This is a genomic window from Virgibacillus tibetensis, assembly GCF_036026595.1.
Taxonomy (GTDB): domain Bacteria; phylum Bacillota; class Bacilli; order Bacillales; family Amphibacillaceae; genus Virgibacillus_P; species Virgibacillus_P tibetensis.
Genome location: NZ_JARZFX010000020.1, coordinates 15,576 through 37,473, shown reverse-complemented (window position 1 = coordinate 37,473; position 21,898 = coordinate 15,576). Strand labels below are relative to the sequence as shown.

The following is a 21,898-nucleotide window of genomic DNA, read 5'->3' as shown; positions in this document are numbered from 1 at the left end:
TCTATAAACCTTGATAAAATAGCAAATAGAAAAAGCGTGTCTTGAAAAAAGATTGATCATTTCTATGATCCTTATTCCATTAAAGCGCCCTATAACGGAATAACACTTTGAGCTTCTTCTATATCTATTTAGTTTAACAAGAAAAGGGATTCAAAAATTCTTATAAAGTAGATTGTTTATTTAACTTTTCAATTTCAATGTTTATAGTTTCAACATCAATCCTTTCAAATAAAGGTTTAACACTCTTTATAGAAGCTGCATATTTTTCAATAGGATTCCACTGAAACTCTGATATTCCTAACATCTCTTTTACAATAACACTAGAAAATGGAAGGAAAGGACTTAGTAATTGAGCTAAATTTGCAATGATATATATACAAGTTGTCAATGTATCCTTACAGTCCGTATGAGACTTTTTTATTTGAATCCATGGTTGTTGTGAATCAAAATATTTATTGGCACTTCTAATAAATTCGAATAGCACCTCTAAAGCTCGTTTGAAATGTGTTTCTTCAATAAGTGAACCTATTTTTGTGTAAAGGTCTTGAATATCATTCTTTATTTGTCTGTCAATTTTTCCATCTGGTATGGCTTCATCAAAAGACTTCTCTATAAATTTTAATGTTCTATTCACAAAGTTTCCGTAAGCCCCTAACAATTCACTATTGTGACTATAAATAAACTCTCTCCATGAAAAGTCAGAGTCTCTATTTTCAGGTGCATTTACAGTTAAGAAATACCGAATTGAATCTGGATGATATTTCTCAATCATATCAGGGACCCATACTGCCCAATTTTTACTTGTCGAGAGTTTTTTCTTTTCAACAGTTAAATATTCATTTGAAACTATATGAGTAGGCAAGCAAGGTTCCTCTATCCCCATTAAGATTGAAGGCCAGATTATAGAATGAAATGGAATATTATCCTTTCCATGAATATAATATGACTTTGTATCTTTGCTCCAAAAGCTAGAATCATCCTCGTTATTTTCTTCGGCCCATTTCTTACTAGCAGAAAAGTAACCTGAAACAGCTTCTATCCATACATAAATTTTCTTATCCTCATAGCCATTTACTGGTACTGGAACACCAATTGATAAGTCTCTTGAAACTGCTCGGTCATGCAACCCTTCATTTAAATACCTCTCTGTTAATTGAACCGCATTTTCACGCCACAATCCCTTCTCCTTTGCGTTATTAACATATTTTTCCAGTTTTTCTTGAAATGTACTTAATTTAAAATAGAAGTGTTCTGTATTCTTTGTAGTTGGAGAATCACCGCATATCTTACATTTCTTTTCAAGAAGGTCTAATGGTTCTAAGATTTTTGAACAATGGTCACATTGATCACCTCGTGCATCTTTACCACAATTAGGACAAAGCCCCTCTACAAATCGGTCAGGTAAAAATTGTTCACAAGTATTACAATACCCTGTTCAATTTCTTTTTTATAAATCTTTTCATTGTTGAATAACTTCAGGAATATATTTTGTACAATTTTATGATGATGTATTGTATCAGTACGTGTATAGCAATCATAAGTAAAACCAAGTTTTTCAAAGCACTCACTAAACTCTTTGTGATATTTATCAGCAATTTCTTTTGGAGTTACCCCTTCTTGCTTTGCCCTAATAGTAATTGGAGTTCCGTTACAATCACTTCCTGAACATATAGGACGTTTTCCCCTTTCGTTCTATAATACCGAGCTAAAACATCTCCTGATAATAAACTAGCTATGTGACCTAAATGCAATGAGCCATTAGCATATGGCCAAGCCCCTCCAATTAGTACATTCATACTTTTTCCTCCTTTTAACTAAATAAAAAACCTCGCCCTAAGACAAAAACGCTTGCCTAAGGACGAGGTTATACTCGTGTTACCACCTTAATTTACTAATCACTCACATGATTAGCCTCAATAAGTACGGAACAATAAAGTTCTTATACTCTGACATTTATAACGAGTGCCAAATCTCGTCACAACCTTACTCATAATTAAAGAGTTCGGCTGTGCAGCTCAGAGACCATATTCAATCAAATATTCTATGCTTCTTTTCAGCTCCCGAAGCTCTCTGTAAAAGAATAAAATTGATTTACTCTTCTCATCATTGCCTTTATTATTCATCCACCTTATTTACCTTATTATTACACTTAATTTATATTAAAACAATATTCAAATTCGAATATCAAGATACGTTGATAATATGCTCATAAAGAGCAATTTTTAAACTCATCCTTGTTCCACTAAACTGTTTAAGTACATTTCTTAACTGTCTCACACTAATCATTTTACATAAATATCCAATATTATTCAAACGCCTTATTCCATTAAATGGCCCTTTAACGGAATAACTCTATAATTACTCAACAGTTCCTTATCCATCTTTCAATTCAGATGTTCTTTTCCTTTTCACTGTAAAAACCCCCTTTAAATAAACGTTCCAAAGGGGTAAAGCTTCGCATCTTTTTTATAAACATCGTAACTTTATTTCAAATCAACACAACTATATATCTGTAACTTAGTTGGAATTTCCCCAAATCCCCCTCAACCCCTTGCGGTTATTGACTCCACCCCCTCTTTTACGCCTCAAGGCAATGAAACTAAGTTCTTCCCTCAACCTCCCATTTTTCCCCTCTTTTTTCCGTTCTGGACTGTATCTAATATTCTGCCATTGTAAAATAAGTTCTTCCCTGAATGGAGAGAAGAATCAAGAGAAAAGACTGATTATTGCGGATGAATAGAGCCACTTGTGCGGAGTTTTGAGCCATTCGTTGCGTAGAAAAGAGCCACCATTTGCGGAGCAGAGAGCCACTAATAAAACTACTCATTTATGGAATAGAGCCAGAGCCACAGCGGAGCTGCTTGCCATTGACTGTAACGCCCGATTCTTTGCAGACGCTGGAAGGGGGTCGGGGCCCCGCCAGCGAATGCTTAGAATCGACTTGTCCGTGTTATCATGTTTGAGCAGGTGTGCCTTTTAGGCATTATTTATGCCATACCTGCGATATTTCCACAACAAGGACAAAAGTTAAGTCAATGGTGGCGGACTGCCGGATTTACACTACCTCAGGAAAAGTAGTACGGTCCCTACTGTTTGGTATTTGTATTTTACTAGTAGTGGATCTCTTTCCCGCACTTGCTGGCTCATTCTGTCCGTAATACTCAAAAAGACTGGAAAATATGGTGAAATGATATTGGAAAAAGACGACTGGAAATCCTTCGGATTGATACAGTTAGGAAGGTAACTGGAAAGGGATAGGACACCGCCTGAAGTCATTATTGGTAAGAGATTGAAGGAATATTGAGCCAAAAGAAACAGACTGAATCGCTTAGAATCCAGCCCGAACTTTTACTCATTTTTGAGTAAAACAACCCTATTGATTGATGATTGAAAAACCATCCGAGTACATAGCGTTTCTCCTGTTGTTTTTCCCCATCCTCTTCCGATTTGGAAACTAACTTAGTTCCATCAGGGAAGAAGAAAGTATCAGGGATACAAAACTTTTAAACTCACTAACTACACTTATTCCACTGTCACACTTTTAGCCAAATTTCTCGGTTTATCAACATCACATTCGCGGTGTAAAGCTGCATAATATGCTAATAGCTGCAGTGGTACGACACTTACAAGTGGTGTTAATAATTCATGAACATGTGGTAAGACAAGTGCATCGTCGTCTTGTTCCAACCCCTTCATGCTAATGATCATTGCGTTTGCACCTCGGGAGACTACCTCTTGTACGTTACTTCGGATAGAGTAGTTTACATTCGCTTGTGTTGCCAGTGCAATAACTGGTGTATCTTCTTCAATTAATGCTATCGTTCCATGCTTTAATTCTCCACCAGCAAAGCCTTCTGCCTGGATATAGGAAATTTCCTTTAATTTCAATGATCCTTCCATACAAACATGATAGTCTGTGCTTCGGCCAATAAAGAATGCATTGCGTGTTGTTGCAAGATACTCTCTTGTTAACTCTTCAATTGTCTCTTTTTGATCGGTTAGAATTTCCATAGCATTGGCAACAATAGCTAGTTCCTGCATAGGATCGAAGTCTAATTCAATACCTTTTGCCTGTGCTGTATCTACAGCTAAGATAGCGAGTACCGCAATTTGAGCTGTATATGCTTTTGTTGATGCTACAGCTATTTCGGGTCCTGCGTATAAATTTAACGTGTAATCTGCTTCACGAGAAAGGGTGGATCCTGGCACATTTGTAATCGTAAGTGCTGGGTGTCCCATTTCCTTAATTTTAACTAAAACGGCACGGCTATCAGCGGTTTCTCCACTTTGTGAAATAAACACAAATAATGGGTTATCTGATAGAAGTGGCATATTATATGAAAATTCACTTGCAATATGGACTTCAACTGGAATAGCAGCCAGCTTTTCGATAAATTCTTTTCCCACCAAACCTGCATGATAGCTAGTTCCTGCAGCAATAATATAAATACGGTCGCTAGCTTTCATAGCCCGGCGGATAGCAGCATCTAATTTAAGTTCATTATCATTTGTTTGGTATTCGTTAATGATTTTACGGATGACAAATGGTTGTTCATCAATTTCCTTTAGCATAAAGTGTGGATAGGTTCCTTTTTCAATATCACCGGCATCAATTTGAGCGGTGTAGGGTTTACGATTTACTACTACACCGTTAAGCTTTTGCACTTCAACAAAGCTGCGGTTAACGAGTACAATTTCCTGATCATAAATTTCGAGATATTGATCTGTAACTTTTAATGTAGCCATTGCGTCACTTGCTACCACATTAAATCCATCACCTAAACCTATTAATAATGGGCTTTTGTTCTTGGACACATATAGGGTCTCCTGGTCTTCCTTATCAATCATTCCAATTGCATAGGAACCTTTTAAAAGACCCATCGCTTGGCGAAATGCCTCCGCTGTATCCTGATATTTTTCAAAAAGCTTTTCTATTAGATGGACAATTACTTCTGTGTCTGTTTCACTAACAAAACTCACTTCACTAAGATATTCTTTTCTTAAGTCTTGATAATTTTCAATAACCCCATTATGAACAAGGGTGAATCTGCCAGACGCGCTTTGATGCGGGTGTGCGTTCTCTTCACTTGGCACACCATGTGTTGCCCAGCGGGTATGACCGATTCCCATCGTTGCATAAACAGTATTATCTACTCTTTCTCTTAATGCCGCAATCCGTCCTTTTACTTTAAAATGGTTCATTCCATTTTCGTTTAACATTGCTATTCCGGCTGAGTCATAGCCGCGATATTCTAACTTTTCCAGTCCATTCAGTAAAACTTCCTTTGAATCGTTTTGTCCGATAAATCCTACTATTCCGCACATATCCTGCGTCCTCCTTGTATATAAAGGGGCAGACAAACGACCATATGGTATTACAGGGGCGCTTAACTGCCCCTTTCCCGTGGTTGTTATAAGACATCTTACTTCATTCCTTTGGCCAACAAGTTACCTTATTGTTTTAAGAACAAAGCTTATCGACTGAGATGTACAGTCGGGAGGCACCCGCCGAAATATCGATAACCTCCACCTCGTCAACTATTTTTTTCATCGGTCTAAAAATAGCCCTGGCGCTTTTTATTACCTATTACTAATCCTCTATCTATGCTCCTTTCCATTTTTGAATGCTCTGCCACCCTCATTGTTTACCTCATTTACAAAAAAGTAAAACATGTTAAAAAGAGACCTTCTTATTTTAACCGAAATTATTTTGTTTGGTCAATCTTTTTTTATGTGGGTGGTGTTATTTAGTATATGAATGCATACAGAAAATTGTACGTGATGAAGTAGTTAGGCCGAAAAGTATTCGAGAAAGTCCTTCATATAAATACAAGCCTGCGAGGATTAGAATTCCCTGCAGGCTTTGCGCGTCTGATATTACCAAAATTTCTTATTCGTTTTGTAGAGTTTTATAGTTGAATAAGGGGCTAATGCCCATAGGGTTATTCCAATGGTAAATGCGGTTATCCAAAAAGGATTCGCTTGAATTGTTAATGAATTACCAAAATAAAACACCGTCAAACCACTTAAAATGATAAAGATAAAAGATGTAAGAGTTATATATAAAAACATTCCACCGAATAAAAACATAATAAATCGATTTCGTTTAATAATGCCATCGCGAATTGGATAGCATTTTAATTTATCAGCGGTTTTTTCATTGCAGATCACATGCCATCTACCATGATTATACACGCTATGCCAACCTTCATTTTGCAAGGGGCCGGGTAGATTGTTAGTTTTGGCCTTCCTATATTCAATACGATAGTGAATCTCTTGAGGGGCGCTTCTCTCTTCAAAAACAAACTGTCGTGTTTTCGTATTTATATCTGTAAGGTGATATCCGCTTATTGCCATTGAACGAAGCCATTCCTCCGTTTTCTTTAAATCATAACTCCAAAACGGTCTGAAGACTTTCATCACCATAAAAAACTCCTCCTTCAACGATCATTATTGAAGTCACCTCATTTTTTAAGAATGCTTGCCTTTTATTATTTTACTCTTAGTATTTTCATTTATTACAAATATTAGTGTTAGTTCATCTAATGCAAATGAAAGCACAGGGAGTTTATTATCCCTGTGCTTTCATTAGTGGCTTCGCCTAGTTACCCTTGATGCTTCTCCAAAAATTCAAGCATCAGATTGTACACTTTAATTTCATTCTCTTTCTTCGAGAACCCGTGTCCCTCATCTTCAAGAACAAGATATTCGACATCGCGACCTTTTTCTTCAAGTTTCGCAACAATCTGATCTGATTCTTCTTTAACCACACGTGGATCCTTTGCACCTTGGATAACAAGCATTGGCTTTGTCATTCCGTCTAAATAGGTTACTGGGGAGTCCTTTATAAAACGCTCTTTATCACGTTCTGGGTCGCCTAACCAGCGATCCATGATTGGCTTCCAATGAGGCGGTACAGAGTTAACGAATGTGAATAAATCAGATGGCCCGAAAATATCAACTACTGCTTTGAAGTACTCTGGATGACGACCGTGCAATAGTAGTGCCATATAGCCACCATAACTGCCACCAACTAAAAATAATTTCTCGCGTTCAGTAATATTATTATTGAATAACCATTCAATTGCAGCTAAACAATCCAGACGCGGTCCTTCTCCCCAGTCCTGTTCAACTAGTTTCACAAAGGATGAGCCATAACCCGTGCTACCGCGAAAGTTTGGTGCAAAAATAGTATATCCGCGATTTAGAAAGCTTTGGAACATTGCACGGAACGTTTTACGCTCGGATGCCTGTGGTCCTCCATGAGGCCAGAAGATCGTATGTCCATTATCATTCTCAGGTTTTGGTTTACATAAAAGCGCCTCTATTTCCATTCCATCAAATGATTTATAGGAAACAACCTCTGGTTCCACCATATCCCCCGTACTGACACCGAGCACACCATTATTTGTCAGCTGCTTCCACTCGTTTCCATCAGTCGATTTAAAAATGTTAGAAGGAACGGTAGCGCTTGTTCCTAACAAATAAAGACTCCCAGATTTAGTTACCTGAACTTTTCCAATTACATCAATCGGCGTTTTCAGCTGCTCAAGCTTATGTGTTTTTAAATGATAGCGATACAATACATCTGCAACACCTTTTTCGGTGACTAGATAAAATGCCTTATTTTCCTTATCCCACTTTAATGTATCAACACTTTCCTTTTCGACTGTGACAACAGAAGAGAACTCTTTTGTATCCAGATCGAATTTCGCTACATAGCTATATTCACTTTCATAATCTGTAACGAAATAAATTGTTTTTTCATCAATAAAGACTGGATCAAATACAACGTGAACCTTATCAGGGTCTGGGGTTAGGCTATGTGTTTCTTCTCCAACCTTCACAAAACCAGTAACATAGGTATTGGCATATGAACGCAAATAAACAAAAGCTTCTTCATCATCTGATACTGCAGATAATTGTGTTGGCGATGCTTCACCTACATTTAAAAGCGTATCCGAATTATCCTCGAGGTTTCTGACACGAGCATTAAGAAATGATGGGTTCTCTTCTGATGTCATATAATAAATCCGCTTCCCATCTTCACTTAAATGAGAAAAGAAATATTTCTCTAACTCGTCACCTGTAATTAATGGTTGTGGAAGTCCACCCTCATTTGGAATCGCATAAATTTGGTGGTTCTCATCACCATCTTTATCATAACCTGCTAATACATAGCGATTTTCTGGATCGATTTTAATAAAGCTGATGGATTCGTCATAATGTGCAAATAAATATGGAAAGGTATCAGGCAAATCCATTGCCCACAGGTTCATCTTGCCATTTAAGTTAGTACTGAAGATCAGACGTTGTTCATCGCTGCTTACTGTAAAATTTGAAATCGCATACGTACGAAAAAATTGTTCTACCGTTGGTTTTGGAAACTGAATCATTAGTTACCTCCTAAAATTTTTATTTCCATTTGTATGTTCTGAGATGTTTGAATAGTAAATAATTAACAGTATAAGTATAAACTATTTTTGCAAGTTCTTATAGAGAGTATGCGTTATTCGTATTGTATTTCTATATTATCAAGTAAATTATATTTGAGAAATAGCCCATAGGTGGTTTTAACCTCCATCTTAAGGATGAAATTATTAAAGTTGCTGAGAACGATGCGTAACAAATGGATCACTTGAACTTTATCCAAAAAAACACATAGCAATCATAAAATCGCTATGTGTCTCTGTTTTTATATTTAATTTCTAACTACTACTCTTCCAATTTACCGTCCCGGATCGTAACCACCCGGTCACATAGATCAAGCACACGCTCATCATGTGTTACCATAATCCCTGATTTACCCCGTGTTTTAATTTCTTCAGCAAGCATTTCTACTACCTCTCGGCCACGTTTTGAATCCAGACTTGCAGTTGGCTCATCGGCAAAGATGATTTTCGGATCATTGATAAGGGCACGAGCAATCGCTACACGTTGACGTTCCCCGCCAGATAGTTCGTTTGGGTAATTATTTATGCGATGCACCAAGCCGAAATGCTGTAATAATTCCTTTCCTTTTTCCTGTTGCGACTTCGTTTTGTTTTTTGCGATAACATTGATTACTTGCAGTTGATCACTTACCTTTAAATAGGGAATCAGATTGGCTGCTTGAAATACGAATCCTATTTTCTTAAGTCTCAACTCTGTTATTTTTCGTGTGGAAAGATCAGCGGTATTATCCCCATCAATCATCACAGTTCCAGTAGTAGGTGATAGCAATGCACCTGCTATGGAAAGCAATGTACTTTTACCACGGATGCTTGCATTTTGGTTCTTGACCTCCTTAGATTTTTCTTTCTTTTTCCTTATTGTTTTCAGTTGAAGCGACTTCTTTTTCGGCTGAAAGCACAACTGCTTCTTTTCTTAAAGATTTAAAGAAGGAAATACACATGAGTATCATGACAATCGAGAATGGTAATCCCGCGACTGCTGATACCGTTTGCAACGGTGTTAAACCTCCCGTTAATAGTAATGCGATGGCTACACCCGCAATAACGAATCCCCACATAATTTTACTCTTATTCGATGGTTCCGTAGATTCCTCACTATACATACCAAGGACATATACTGTGGAATCGGCTGATGTAACGAAAAAGATGATTAAAGAGATAAATGTCATAAAAATCAGAATTTCACTGGTGGGGAATAGTTCTAAGAAATAGAACAGAGCCGTATTCATATTTTCCAAAATTTGAGTTGCCAGTTCTGCGTTTTCAAAATTGATAATGTTAAATAGTGCGCTGCCTCCAATTGTACTGTACCAAATCATCGTTGCAATTGTAGGAATGATCATAGCTCCCAGGATAAATCCTCTAATGGTTCTTCCTTTAGAAATTCGAGCAATAAACAGTCCGACAAATACACCAAAGCTAATGGCCCATCCCCAATAGAAAAAATCCCAACCTGCCTGCCAGCTATAATCATTCAAAAATGGCTCTAAATGGAAGCTCATTCCGATAAAATTATTAATGTAGTCTCCAGTCGATGTGACAATAATTTCTAAAATATTTTTTGTTGGTCCTAAAAAGAATATTGCTATCATGATGGATAAAGCTATAATGATATTTATATTTGATAACCATTTAATCCCGCGCTGAATTCCGGTACTTGCTGAAGCGATAAATATTACGGTTAAGACGACGATTAAGATGATATTATTGGTCGTGTTATTGGGAATACCATATTCATATTCAAACCCTGCTCCTATTTGGTTCACACCAAGACCAAGAGAGGTTGTGATACCACTGATTACGGCAAAGATTGCTAGAATATTAATGAATTTTCCAATCGATCCAAAAGCTTTCTTACCTAATATCGGCTCCAATGTATGGTTAATAAGCGGCGGTGTGTTTTTACGATATTGAAAGTAAGCCATGATTAACCCGATAATTGCATAGGTTCCCCAGCTGTGAAATCCCCAGTGGAAGTGGGTATACTGCATTGCGAGTTCTGCTGATTCCTTTGTTCCTCCTTCACCGTATGGTGGTTCCAGATACATTAATACTGGCTCTGCCACGCCCCAGAAGAAAAGACTGATTGCAAGTCCAGAGCTGTAAAGCATCGCTATCCACGTAAAGGTGCTAAATTCCGGTTTGTCCGAGTCTTTCCCTAAGCGAATTTTTCCGTATTTCGAAAAGGCAACATAAAAACAAGCGACAACAAAGAAAAGTGCAACAAGCATATAAAACCAGCCAAAATAATCTCCGATAAACGTGTAAAGAATATACGAGGAAACTTCCCCCATTTTATCTGGTAAGAATATTCCGAAAGCTACAAAAATAGCGGTAAGTATAAGTGATCCGACAACGACAAAATTCTTTCGCATCCAAATTCTCCCTTTCTTTCTTCTAGTATGATATTTTTTAAAGTAGCTTGTCCATATTTAACGGGCAGTAGGGCCCCCAATTCAAGAATTCGAGTGAAATAAAGAATTGTAAGTGGGGAGCGGGCTTCTCCTAAAAGCCCGATTCAATGTACTATATTGAGTTGGCATAAAGGCCAACTATAAACTTAACGGACACGAGGCAATATCGGAACTAGCGCGTCCTGTACGTCGAACCCTCCCACTCGGTTGAAGTTTCACTTTATTCATCATGTTCAGCCGGAATAACCCAATGATCTCTTCCGCGTACCGTAGTAACATATTCAGGCCAGCGATAGTGGATTGGCGGTTGATAGTCACAGAGTGGCTCTTGCCATTCCGTTCCGCCTATTCCTCCACCTGTCCTTTGTTTAAATTCATCCTTTGCCTGTTTTAGCAAATCAGGATGTGTCAACAAATCGATGATAGTCATTCCGACTGTTTTGGAAGCACTATTTATCATGGGATCAATGCATTCACGAATTCCGCCTAACGCATTCATTACCCAAGCTGGATAAGCATAGCCTTGTTTCGGTGATTTTAATGCAGGTCTTCCAATATATAATCTAACAGTTGGAGCATGCCAGCAATATTCCGTATAGTCGTCGGAGGTGAAATGACGCTGCCAGGGTGGCAGTGTCTCTCGAATTTTTTTCTCCGCATCCTCTGGTGGGATAAGTGTTTCTACTTCATCCAAATAAGGTTTTTCCATCGGTTTGAATCCGAGGTTTTTTTGGATTTCTTGGGCAACCTTAATCGCATCCCCATTAAATTTCGGAGCTCCCGCGATTTCTAAATTTTGATAAGTCGTCGTTGCCATCGTATGGTTTTCAAGGCCTGCTCTGGATTTCGTAACCCATTCTCGTTTCCAATTACAGTGCGCTGCTCTTGCTGCGCTTTCTGCATTTTGGTCCAATACCTTTACAACATCTTCTGCCATTTTGATATCCGGAACCCGAATGAAATAATAGATTTGTGACATTTGACCTGGAATATTATCTGCCGTTGCTTGTCCCGTATTTAGGATCGTCTCATTGACGCTCCAGCCCATGTTATGGGAAAGCATATGTTCCTTGGACATTTTTGATAGACTGTACATGTTCACGACGGCATCCGTAGCACCTGGTGCCCGAACAGCTGCATGAGAAGCTGGAATTGGAGAATCATCCCCTCCAGATAACCATGTTTCCGGAACATCACATGTAAAGGTATACATAACGGAATAAGCGACTGCACAATGTGTATTCCAACGGGTAGTATTACAAAATGGTAGCATATAAAATGGATGGAAACTAATTGCGGCATCAAGATCATCATAATATCCTTTGGCAGCATGAATTGGCTTGGAACCTCTGACCTTCTCAGCAGGTTCACCAAAGAATTTGAGTTTGCCTTTAATGTTATGTTTTTCCATGACAGCCTTAGCTGCTAAAAATCCGCCAAGGGATCCGATTCCTAACGCAGAGTGGGGGTCTGTATGTCCCCCTGCATATTTGCTTAACCCATCTCTTGGACGTTCCACGGTATCTGCAGCCTGGCAGTTACCAGGAATGGCATCGTATTCCGCGTATCCGCCAATAACCGGTCCGTCGCCGTTTTCCCAGGTCGCGCAGAAAGCAGTCGGCATTCCTGCACTTCCTTCTTCAACTGTGAATCCTTCCTTGCGCAATTGGTTGACATACCACTTGGCAGATTTGTATTCCCGCCAAGCCGTTTCCCCGTAATTCCAAATGGTTTGATTCCAGTCTGAAAGGGTTGTTTCATTTTCCTCTACCCAATTCATAATCGATTGTTTTTCGTTCGATACCATATTTATTCACCTCATTTAGTTTTCTTGTAGCTTAGAAAAATTATAAAAAGTATGTTTAAGGATAATTTATCATACGGGTCCGTCAGGGCATACGGTAGCCGCCTACGCCTAAAGGCTTGGCGATTGCCAAACTTTCCTTGTTTAGTTGTTAATTATTGATTCCTTTGTAAAAACTCTTTCCCCGTTGATCCAGGTTTCAGTAACATCAATGTCTTTTAGTTGCTCTGTTGAGACCTCATATGGATTTTGGGCTAATACTGCAAAGTCCGCTAATTTACCTTCTTCAATTGAACCAATTATGTGTTCACGATGTATCGCCTTTGCGGCTTCGATGGTGTATCCTCTTAACGCCTCATCAAGTGTAATTTTATGCTCTTCGCCAACGATGTTTCCTTGTAAAGTAGATCGAGTAACCGCTGCATAGATGGCTAGAATTGGGTTTGGCGGTGCCACTGGAGCATCGGATGAGAGCACAATTGGAATGTTCTTCTCTTTAAACCATCCGTATGGCGAGTAATTTTCACCAAACTTTCCGACCTGTTGAATAACTCCTTCACCAAACTGGTACACATGCTGCGGCTGTGGAACCGGCCAAATTCCCAGCTCTTTAATGACATCGATTTGTGCAGGATCCGGCAATCCACAATGCTCAATACGGTGACGCATCTCTTTTACATCAATGGGTGAGTTTTGCTGTGCTGCTTTTACACTATCGATGACCAGCTGAATGGCGCTATCGCCTTGAGCATGTGTGAGTGTTTGAAATCCTTGCTGGTGTGCTTTTACAAACATTTCTTTGAATTCCTCTGGTTGATGGTATAAATATCCTTTCGTTCTAGCGCTGTCTGCATAATTGGTTGATAAGTAGGCTGTACCGGAATTCAGGGAACCGTCTGCATAAAACTTAATTGAACCGATGGATAACTGTTCGTCGCCGAATCCTGAACAGAATCCGAGTTTAATTAATTCATCGAGATAGGATGAAATAAACGACATAACAATACGCATGTTTAATGTCCCATCATTATTGGCCCCATTAAAGGATTCCATTTCTTGCTTGGTTACTTGCGGATCATTAATGGTTGTTACCCCTGCTGCTAGGCATTCTTTTTGTCCAACTTCTATTAGTGTCTGAAGATTTTCAGGTGTATCCGGCATGTGAATGTTTGGTCCGTGATTACCGATTAGAACACCAGACTTTTTAGCGAAAAATTCATTGGCACTGTCAAATAATTGACCGTTCGGCTTGCCGGTTTCATCCCTGCCGATAACTCCTCCCTCTGGATCCTCTGTATTCACATCTATTCCTAAGTCGTTCAGAAGATAATGGTTTACGATGTTGGAGTGTCCGCTTACATGCATGATTTGTATAGGATATTCGGTGCTAACCCGATCGAGGTCGTCTGCTGTTGGATATCGTTTTTCCTTCAGGTTTCGTTGATCAAAACCAAATCCCCTAATAATCGCACCATCGCGAAGTTTATCTGTATGAATAGAAAGTTCATTTACTAGATCATCGATACTTTTTACCTTTGGATAGCTAATATCAATCCACGTGTTGCACATACCCAGCATCATTAAATGTACATGTGGGTCGATGAAACCTGGCAGAAGGCATTTACCATTCATATTAATTTCTTGGACTTCATCGCTTCCTAAAGCTGTTCGGCATGCATCAATACTGCCAGTTCGAATAATTTTCCCGTCTTTGACAGCAACTGCCTCGACATCTCCCTTCTCCCCCATGGTTAGAATACTTCCGCCATAAAATAATAATGATTGTTGTTTCATTTCTTGTTCCTCCTTAAAAGACTATTGGTAATTATTAATAATTTCTTACAATTCATATGCAAAAATCGTGCCAATTAGGGGAATCCTGTTTTTATGCGATTTTTGTAAAAAGTGATATTTCCTCTTATACATTTTTGTATAACCTTTCTATTTTGAATCCAAAAGGAGCGGTTTGTTTTTCTTATACGAAAATGTATAAGGTATACAACATTAAATAGAATTATGCTAAAATAATGGAAAGGAGGAATTTTCTATGAATTTTGACCCCTCATGGGATTGGGAAGAGATTGTTGATAATATATATACCGATGTGATTGTGACGGATTCTAAGGGAAGGGTATTATATGCGAATGCCTCCGTCGGATATTGGCTAAATATGGAAAAGAGTAATATGATTGGACGTTCTGTTATTGAGATGGAAAAGGAACGGATTTTTTATCCGTCTGTTGTAAAGAAGGTATTAAAAACGGGAGAAAGGCAAGCTTTGATTCAGGAAACGCAAAGAGGGAATAAACTGTTTGTCATAGGAAATATTATTTATGATGAAAATGAAAATATCAAATATATTGTTACGTATTCCCAAGATGTAACGGAATCAGAAAAATTAAAGACCTATGTAAAAATGATTGAAGGGGAAATGGAAAGTATTAAAAATGAACTACGAGAAATACAAAAAACACAATCCGCTAATCCGCATATTGTTTCCAAGAATGAAAAAATGAAAAATGTTATTAGTATGATTGATCGGGTCGCACAGACAGATACAACGGTTCTCTTAACAGGGGAGTCAGGTGTCGGGAAAAGCTTGTTGGCTGAATACTTGCATGATAGAAGCAAGAGGAAAGGGAAGCTTGTCACAATAAATTGTAGCAGTATTCCGGAGGCCTTGCTGGAATCCGAATTATTTGGCTATAGCGCTGGGGCGTTTACAGGAGCAAATCAAAAAGGGAAGAAGGGACTTGTTGAAGAAGCAAAGGATGGGACCCTATTTTTAGACGAAATCGGTGAGCTGCCAATGAATCTGCAAACGAAACTCTTAACGTTAATTCAGAAAAAGGAATTCTTCCGTATCGGGGATACAAAATCAGTATCTGTGGATTTTCGTCTGGTTGCTGCGACAAATGCTAATTTGAAAGAGAGAATACAAGAAGGAAAGTTTCGTGAGGACTTATATTTCCGCCTTTCTGTCATCGATATTCCCATCCCAGCACTTAGGGAAAGAAGAGAGGATTTGCTATCCCTAATTATGGATTTAACGAAAACATTTAGTAAAAGGCATCAACAGGAAAAGGAATTGGATCATGCCACGATTGATTGTTTGCTTCGTTATGAGTGGCCAGGAAATGTCCGGGAATTAGCTAGTTTAATTGAAAGATTGATATTGACTGTAGAAGATCATTTAATATTGCCAAAGCATTTGCCTGGTGAAATAATTCCTGGAAATCTATCAGAAGCTACGTTATCTGTAAACGAATTAGGTAACAAAACCTTGCCGGAATTAATATCAGATATAGAAGTTGAAATTTTAAAAAACGCGATGAAACGGTGCAGCAGTACAACAAAAATGGCGAAATACCTCGGTATCAGCCAACCGACTGTGGTAAGGAAGTTGAATAAATACGGTTTGACTAGGTGACAAGGGAAAGCGCGGGGAGGGTTCAATGGAAAAGATAAAACTGGTCCATAGTGCGAAAAAACACCCAAACAGGGAACTTCCAAAAAATGAAACAATGCCTCTGCATGGAAATCCCAAATGCCATCACAGTAGCCATGCTATATATACTTTTTTCACTGATTGTTATTATAGCACTTTTTTTAATGATGAAGTCTCGTGCCCGCGAAAAGCGACTGTCCGGAGTGGAAATCAACATAGCACTTACGTCGCCTTTCATATCAAGTACTACTTAAGATTGAAAAGCAACCAATCTTTTAGAAAAGAGTCTATCCTTAAGTAGAAATTTCTAATTTATAGCCTAGTCCTCTTACTGTTTTTATTGAAAAGCCTTGTTCCTGGGATGAGAAAAATCTCCACTGATGGAATATTCACTTTAAAACATTATGGGTAAAGGTAAAAGTATTTATTTTTTTACTTATATTTCCGCTCGATTGCCGATATTCCGATGAACTCACTTGTTTATCCTAATTATACATCTAATAAGATAAGAAATTAATATTAGCAAATCCGAAGATTACTGCAATTTTATCCTCTTCTTTTGGTTGTGAGTTTAATTGAAATCTGCAAACGAGTAAATTTTGAGTTTTTCTCCTTTGGCTTTTCCTCAATTTCCTTTTAACTTTTATTCGTATCAAACTCTGCCATAAAATGTAGTCCTGCGGGTACGTCATTAACCGATATCAGGAACTGCACATGTCTGAAGACCCGCAACGGTGGTTTTCCACGAGGAGGTCTGCAAAACCGTTCCCGAAGTCGCTTAATGTGGACATCTACTGTTCGGCTATTTCCTTCATAATCATTACCCCATACAAGATCTATCAGCAGTTCACGGGAAAATAACCGATTCGGGAAATCCGCAAGCTGTGCTAACAATTCAAACTCCTTTAGTGGCAGAATAATTGTTTTTCCTTGTGATTTAACTTCATAGCTCTTCCGGTTAATCATTGTATCACCTAGATAAATAATCTCTTCGTTAATCATTTGAAACCTTCTTAGCAAAGCTTTTATTCGAAAGAAAACCTCCTTAGGATCAAATGGTTTAACGACATAATCATCTGTTCCTGCTGAAATTTCACCCCTGGCCGTGATCATTAAAACTGGAATATCATAATATGTCCTAATTTCTTGACATAGCTCATAACCATCCACATTTGGCATCATAATATCAACAAGTGTCATATGTACTGCAGTTTCGTCCAAGTGTTGCAGTGCTTCCTTCCCATCTGCAGCTTCAAGCGTTTTATAGCCTTCTTTCTGCATATAGAAACGTAAAAGTTCACGAATATGCGGATCATCATCAACGATTAATATTGTGATCAAGTGAACTCCCCCTTTTTTGAGGATTAATTTAATTCCATCCAATCATCTAATCAGTGAGATTGGCTTATAAGCCCAACAACAAAACTGCCCCTATATTATAGAGGGCAGTTTTATTTTACTGACTTATTCTTTCATTCCTAATACATCTTCAATAACCCTAGCTACTTGATCTGCGTATTTCTCACACTCTTCTTTCGTCGGTGCTTCTACCATAACTCGAACAAGAGGTTCTGTTCCAGAAGGTCGAACAAGTACACGACCAAGATCACCAAGTTTTTGCTCAACTGCTTCGATTTCACTATTAATTCTCGGGTTGCTTAGTGCTTCATTACGGTCAATTACCTTTATATTTTTTAGCACCTGCGGGAATACTGTCATTTCAGCAGCAAGTTCTGATAGTGGTTTACCAGTTTCTTTCATTACATTGACAAGCTGAATTGCAGATAACATACCATCCCCAGTGGTATTATAATCAAGAAAAATGATATGTCCTGATTGCTCGCCACCGAGATTATAGCCGCCTTTACGCATTTCTTCCATTACATAACGGTCACCAACAGCTGTTTTATCACTGCGCATTCCGTTTTCTTCCACTGCTTTATAAAAGCCCAGGTTGCTCATCACCGTGGAGACAACAGTGTTATGACGAAGATATCCTTTTTCATTCATGTACTTTGCACAAATAAACATGATCTGATCCCCATCAACAATGTTTCCTTTTTCATCGACTGCAATTAAACGGTCCCCATCTCCATCAAACGCCAGTCCAATGTCAGCACCTTTATCTGCAACGAAAGCCTGTAATGTTTCAGGATGTGTAGAACCTACACCATCGTTAATATTTAATCCATCCGGTGATGAACCGATTGAATAAATATCTGCTTCCAGATCAGCAAATAGATGTGTCGCCAGACTGGAAGTTGATCCATGTGCACAATCGAGGGCAATTTGTATACCATCAAAATCATTATCAACTGTATCTTTCAAGAAGGATAGGTACTTTTGGCCACCTTCAAAATAATCGTTTACGATTCCAATATCAGCACCAACAGGGCGCGGCAATTTATCCTCACTATCCATTAAACGTTCGATCTCATTTTCCTGGGCATCAGTTAATTTAAACCCGTCAGGTCCAAAGAACTTAATTCCATTATCCTCCACAGGATTATGTGAAGCTGAAATCATTACGCCCGCTTGCGAACTGGTTGCTTTAGTTAAATAAGCTACCCCCGGGGTAGAAATTACTCCAAGCCGCATCACTTCTGCTCCAATTGACAACAGACCTGCTATTAGAGCTCCTTCGAGCATTTGTCCTGATATTCTTGTATCTCTGCCAATTAGTATTTTGGGTTTCTCTGTTTCTTTCGTTAAAATATACCCGCCAAAGCGGCCTAATTTAAATGCTAATTCTGGTGTCAGCTCTTTATTTGCTATTCCTCTTACACCATCTGTTCCAAAGTATTTTCCCATGGTATCTCTCCTTTATATCCTCATTCAAACCTGGTTACCAAGTGAGAGTGAAATTGGTAAAAAGAATTTCTCTTGTAAAAATCTCACACCAGTATAAATCACAAAATATTAATCGTAACTTCTTCAAATTCTACAGTTGTTGTAATATCATCAGGTCCTTCAATGAAGACTGGTATACTATGCTGCCCTTCTTCTAAACCACTCACATTTATAAATATACGAAAATCATCAGCTGTAAGTTCTCTAACACTTGCTTCAGTCCCTACCACAGTCAAACTCATCTCTGAATCGGCAGGTTCCGTAAATGTTATATCTTGTCCATCCTCTTGTTCTTCCACATCAATTGTAATGTCGTCGATCACTCTTGTCTGTTCCACTTCAATGGTCACTTCTATTGTTTCTGAACCAGGTACGCTTGAACCATCCGGTAAGGCTAAGTTAACATCAATTGTTCCCGACTCTGTAATAGAAGATAAGTCGATGTCCTCTGTTTCAATACCATCTATATCTCCCAGAACATTACTTGTTGCAAACACTTCGACCTCATCTACATTAGCAGAGATGGAAGTTAATGAATAGCCATCCGGTAATTCTCCAGTTGTCGAGACATTAACCGGTACGGTTTTACTCGGATTATCTATTTCCGCTGAAACAATGACATTCTCCGGTTCTACTCTGACATTTAGTTCATTGCCCTGATTATCATAGACATTGACAGGAACTTCCCTATTGTTAATTGAACGATCTAAACCATTCAAATCTACAAATACTTTCACAATACCAATCTGTTCAATTACACTTCTCGAACTTGTAATTGTTACGGTCGTCGGATTAACCTGGAAATCACCAATCTCATATCCTTCTACCAGCTGATTCTCATTAATGAAATCGACATTAACTTCAAATTCCTCTGTTGCCCTTTCTTCAATTGTCACTTCTATCGTTTTTGGCTCTATATAAACTGACAGCTCCTTTGATATATTGGAGTGTTCAATTTCAACTACGTGGTCCCCCTCTTCAAGCCCTTCCAAGTCAACATAAACTTCAAAATTCCTTTGTCTTACTACAGGAGTAAGAACACTTGGAGTACCTTCCAACGAAACAGATACGTATTCAGGAACGCCACTGACAACGTAATCTCCATCGTCCATACGTATATTAACAGGTACATCATCGAGTGTCTGCATTTCTTCAGCTCTTCCAGGGAAAAACGTCGAGTCTGTTTGAGATTTGTCAATTTCCACATTTACAAATACATATAAAATCACCGCAAAAGACAAGGCTATGAGACGAACAAACCACTTACGCTCAAACCAACTATCCATTATCGCTCCCCCTCCGTTTTCTTGACTTCTTATCAGGGGTCTTAGGAGTCATTGCTAAATTTTCTGTCAATATTCTGCGAAGACTCTCTTGATCCAATTCTCTATGTAGCTCGCCATTTTTTGTACAGGAGATATTTCCAGTTTCCTCGGAAACAACAATAGTCAGAGCATCGGTCACTTCACTAATACCCATTGCAGCTCTATGCCTTGTTCCTAGTTCCTTTGAAATAAATGGACTTTCCGATAGAGGGAGATAACAGGCTGCAGCCACAATTTCTTCCCTTTTTATAATTACAGCACCATCATGCAAAGGCGTATTTGGTGTAAAAATATTTGTCAATAACTGATGTGTTAAATTCCCATTTACTGGTATACCTGTTTCAGCATAATCACCAATTCCAGTCTCACGTTCAATTGAAATCAAAGCACCAATTCGCCGCTTAGCCATATAGTTGCATGATTGTATAATAGCTTCAATGTTCTGTTCAATGATTTCCTCTTCTGATCTTCCGCTTCTGGAGAAAATATTACCTCTTCCAAGCTGTTCCAGCGCTCTTCTTAATTCTGGCTGGAATAGAATGATGATTACAAGAAACCCCCATACAATAGCCTGATTGGTAATCCATTGTATCGTCTGCAAGTTAAATGCTATGCTTAAAAGCCAAACAGCCAGCACAACAACAATTCCCTTTAGTAACTGTATTGCCTTGGTTCCTCTGATGAGCATAATTAGTTTATATAATACATACCAGACGAGAGCTATATCTACGCCTATTCTTAGCAGGTTTAACGGATCGAATGCCCCATCAAGCATGTTCACACTTCCCTCTGTACATAAAATTTACTCTGCCGTTCTATTGATAGTAATGCTATCTATTATAACATATTATCCTATTTTACACGTGAAATAACAATTCAAAACAGACATCTCCTCATGGAAAAACCGGATGTGGCAATACCACTATCCGGCAGGTCAAGATGTATCTGTATCTATCATTAAAAGGAAAAAATACTTTTGAATAAAGTCTTTGCCCTATACCAAACCCATTCAAATAGTTGATCTACATGTTTAAGTTCACCATTAACTCCACCAACAGAGGCCATGAGACCTTCACCCTCAATGGTCTCGTCAACTAGCTTCCCGTTAATTAAAGTAACATTTCCATTTATCGTTCCCTTTATAATTAAATTTCCGTTTTTAACAAGCAGATCTCCCTCTACTGTTACATCTTCCGGGACAATGACGGTATCTCCCTTTATAATTAAATTCTCCTGTTTAGAAACTACTAATTCACTATCTTGATTCCATGCTGAAAATACACCGCTTATCATAAAAATGAAAAATATCGCTGCTGCAGTTACAATCGGGTGTGCTTTAAACCAGCGTTTATATTTAATTCTTTTCTTTTCTTCAGGCAAATTCCGCATGACATTTGCTGTGAAGTTTGTTGGAGCAGCGATGTGCTCCGCACTCTGAATTAAAGTAATTGTTCGTCTTAACTCGTGAAAATGCTCCTGGCAAGCTTCACAGTTCTCCAAATGTGAACGCAGAACGGTCTCCTGCTGACTTGATAGATCTCCATCTAAATAGGCGTGCATAAGCTCTGCATATTCCTTATTACACTTCAACTGGTTCACACTCC

General features: G+C 38.4%; 13 protein-coding genes, 1 pseudogene and 1 other annotated feature. Of the genes and pseudogenes, 1 reads left to right on the top strand and 13 read right to left on the bottom strand.

Features of this window, described 5'->3' with window-relative positions:
* Window positions 1-160: 160 nt before the first annotated feature.
* The 8 genes and pseudogenes from metG to QGM71_RS20225 all read right to left on the bottom strand — a co-directional run bounded on the left by metG (window position 161) and on the right by QGM71_RS20225 (window position 14,465).
* Window positions 161-1,796: pseudogene (metG, locus tag QGM71_RS20260) on the bottom strand (methionine--tRNA ligase).
* A gap of 55 nt (window positions 1,797-1,851) precedes the next feature.
* Window positions 1,852-2,116, bottom strand: a binding site (T-box leader).
* A 1,406-nt stretch (window positions 2,117-3,522) separates the two neighbouring features.
* On the bottom strand, window positions 3,523-5,325 hold the full coding sequence (gene glmS / locus QGM71_RS20255) for a glutamine--fructose-6-phosphate transaminase (isomerizing) (RefSeq protein ID WP_327609368.1): 1,803 nt from the start codon (window positions 5,323-5,325) through the stop codon (window positions 3,523-3,525).
* 552 nt (window positions 5,326-5,877) lie between these two features.
* Window positions 5,878-6,426, bottom strand: a complete 549-nt coding sequence (locus QGM71_RS20250; protein WP_327609367.1) for a DUF2812 domain-containing protein — start codon at window positions 6,424-6,426, stop codon at window positions 5,878-5,880.
* A 179-nt stretch (window positions 6,427-6,605) separates the two neighbouring features.
* Window positions 6,606-8,396 carry a S9 family peptidase gene (locus QGM71_RS20245; protein ID WP_327609366.1) on the bottom strand — a complete coding sequence of 597 codons (1,791 nt, stop codon included), beginning with the start codon at window positions 8,394-8,396 and terminating at the stop codon, window positions 6,606-6,608.
* Window positions 8,397-8,715: 319 nt separating this feature from the next.
* A complete protein-coding gene (locus QGM71_RS20240) occupies window positions 8,716-9,243 on the bottom strand; it encodes an ABC transporter ATP-binding protein (protein ID WP_407703064.1) in 528 nt (175 codons plus the stop codon).
* Window positions 9,244-9,286: 43 nt separating this feature from the next.
* Window positions 9,287-10,828 (bottom strand): BCCT family transporter, encoded by a 1,542-nt coding sequence (locus QGM71_RS20235; protein WP_327609365.1) that lies wholly within the window; start codon window positions 10,826-10,828, stop codon window positions 9,287-9,289.
* Window positions 10,829-11,087: 259 nt separating this feature from the next.
* On the bottom strand, window positions 11,088-12,674 hold the full coding sequence (locus QGM71_RS20230; RefSeq protein WP_327609364.1) for a zinc-binding metallopeptidase family protein: 1,587 nt from the start codon (window positions 12,672-12,674) through the stop codon (window positions 11,088-11,090).
* Between the two features lie 141 nt (window positions 12,675-12,815).
* On the bottom strand, window positions 12,816-14,465 hold the full coding sequence (locus tag QGM71_RS20225; RefSeq protein ID WP_327609363.1) for an amidohydrolase: 1,650 nt from the start codon (window positions 14,463-14,465) through the stop codon (window positions 12,816-12,818).
* Between the two features lie 253 nt (window positions 14,466-14,718).
* On the opposite strand from QGM71_RS20225, the gene QGM71_RS20220 reads away from it, so the two are divergent.
* On the top strand, window positions 14,719-16,101 hold the full coding sequence (locus QGM71_RS20220; protein WP_327609362.1) for a sigma-54 interaction domain-containing protein: 1,383 nt from the start codon (window positions 14,719-14,721) through the stop codon (window positions 16,099-16,101).
* A 654-nt stretch (window positions 16,102-16,755) separates the two neighbouring features.
* Here QGM71_RS20220 and QGM71_RS20215 read toward each other — a convergent pair.
* From QGM71_RS20215 to rsiW, 5 genes are all read right to left on the bottom strand, one after another.
* On the bottom strand, window positions 16,756-17,460 hold the full coding sequence (locus tag QGM71_RS20215; protein ID WP_327609361.1) for a response regulator transcription factor: 705 nt from the start codon (window positions 17,458-17,460) through the stop codon (window positions 16,756-16,758).
* A 123-nt stretch (window positions 17,461-17,583) separates the two neighbouring features.
* A complete protein-coding gene (gene glmM, locus QGM71_RS20210; protein WP_327609360.1) occupies window positions 17,584-18,930 on the bottom strand; it encodes a phosphoglucosamine mutase in 1,347 nt (448 codons plus the stop codon).
* A 98-nt stretch (window positions 18,931-19,028) separates the two neighbouring features.
* A complete protein-coding gene (locus tag QGM71_RS20205; RefSeq protein WP_327609359.1) occupies window positions 19,029-20,255 on the bottom strand; it encodes a CdaR family protein in 1,227 nt (408 codons plus the stop codon).
* Complete coding sequence (cdaA, locus tag QGM71_RS20200) at window positions 20,248-21,069, bottom strand: diadenylate cyclase CdaA (RefSeq protein WP_327609358.1); 822 nt, start codon at window positions 21,067-21,069, stop codon at window positions 20,248-20,250. The genes QGM71_RS20205 and cdaA overlap by 8 nt, the downstream gene beginning before the upstream one ends.
* 182 nt (window positions 21,070-21,251) lie before the next feature.
* Window positions 21,252-21,884, bottom strand: coding sequence for an anti-sigma-W factor RsiW (gene rsiW, locus QGM71_RS20195; RefSeq protein ID WP_407703063.1), 633 nt, complete (start codon window positions 21,882-21,884; stop codon window positions 21,252-21,254).
* Window positions 21,885-21,898 lie beyond the last annotated feature (14 nt).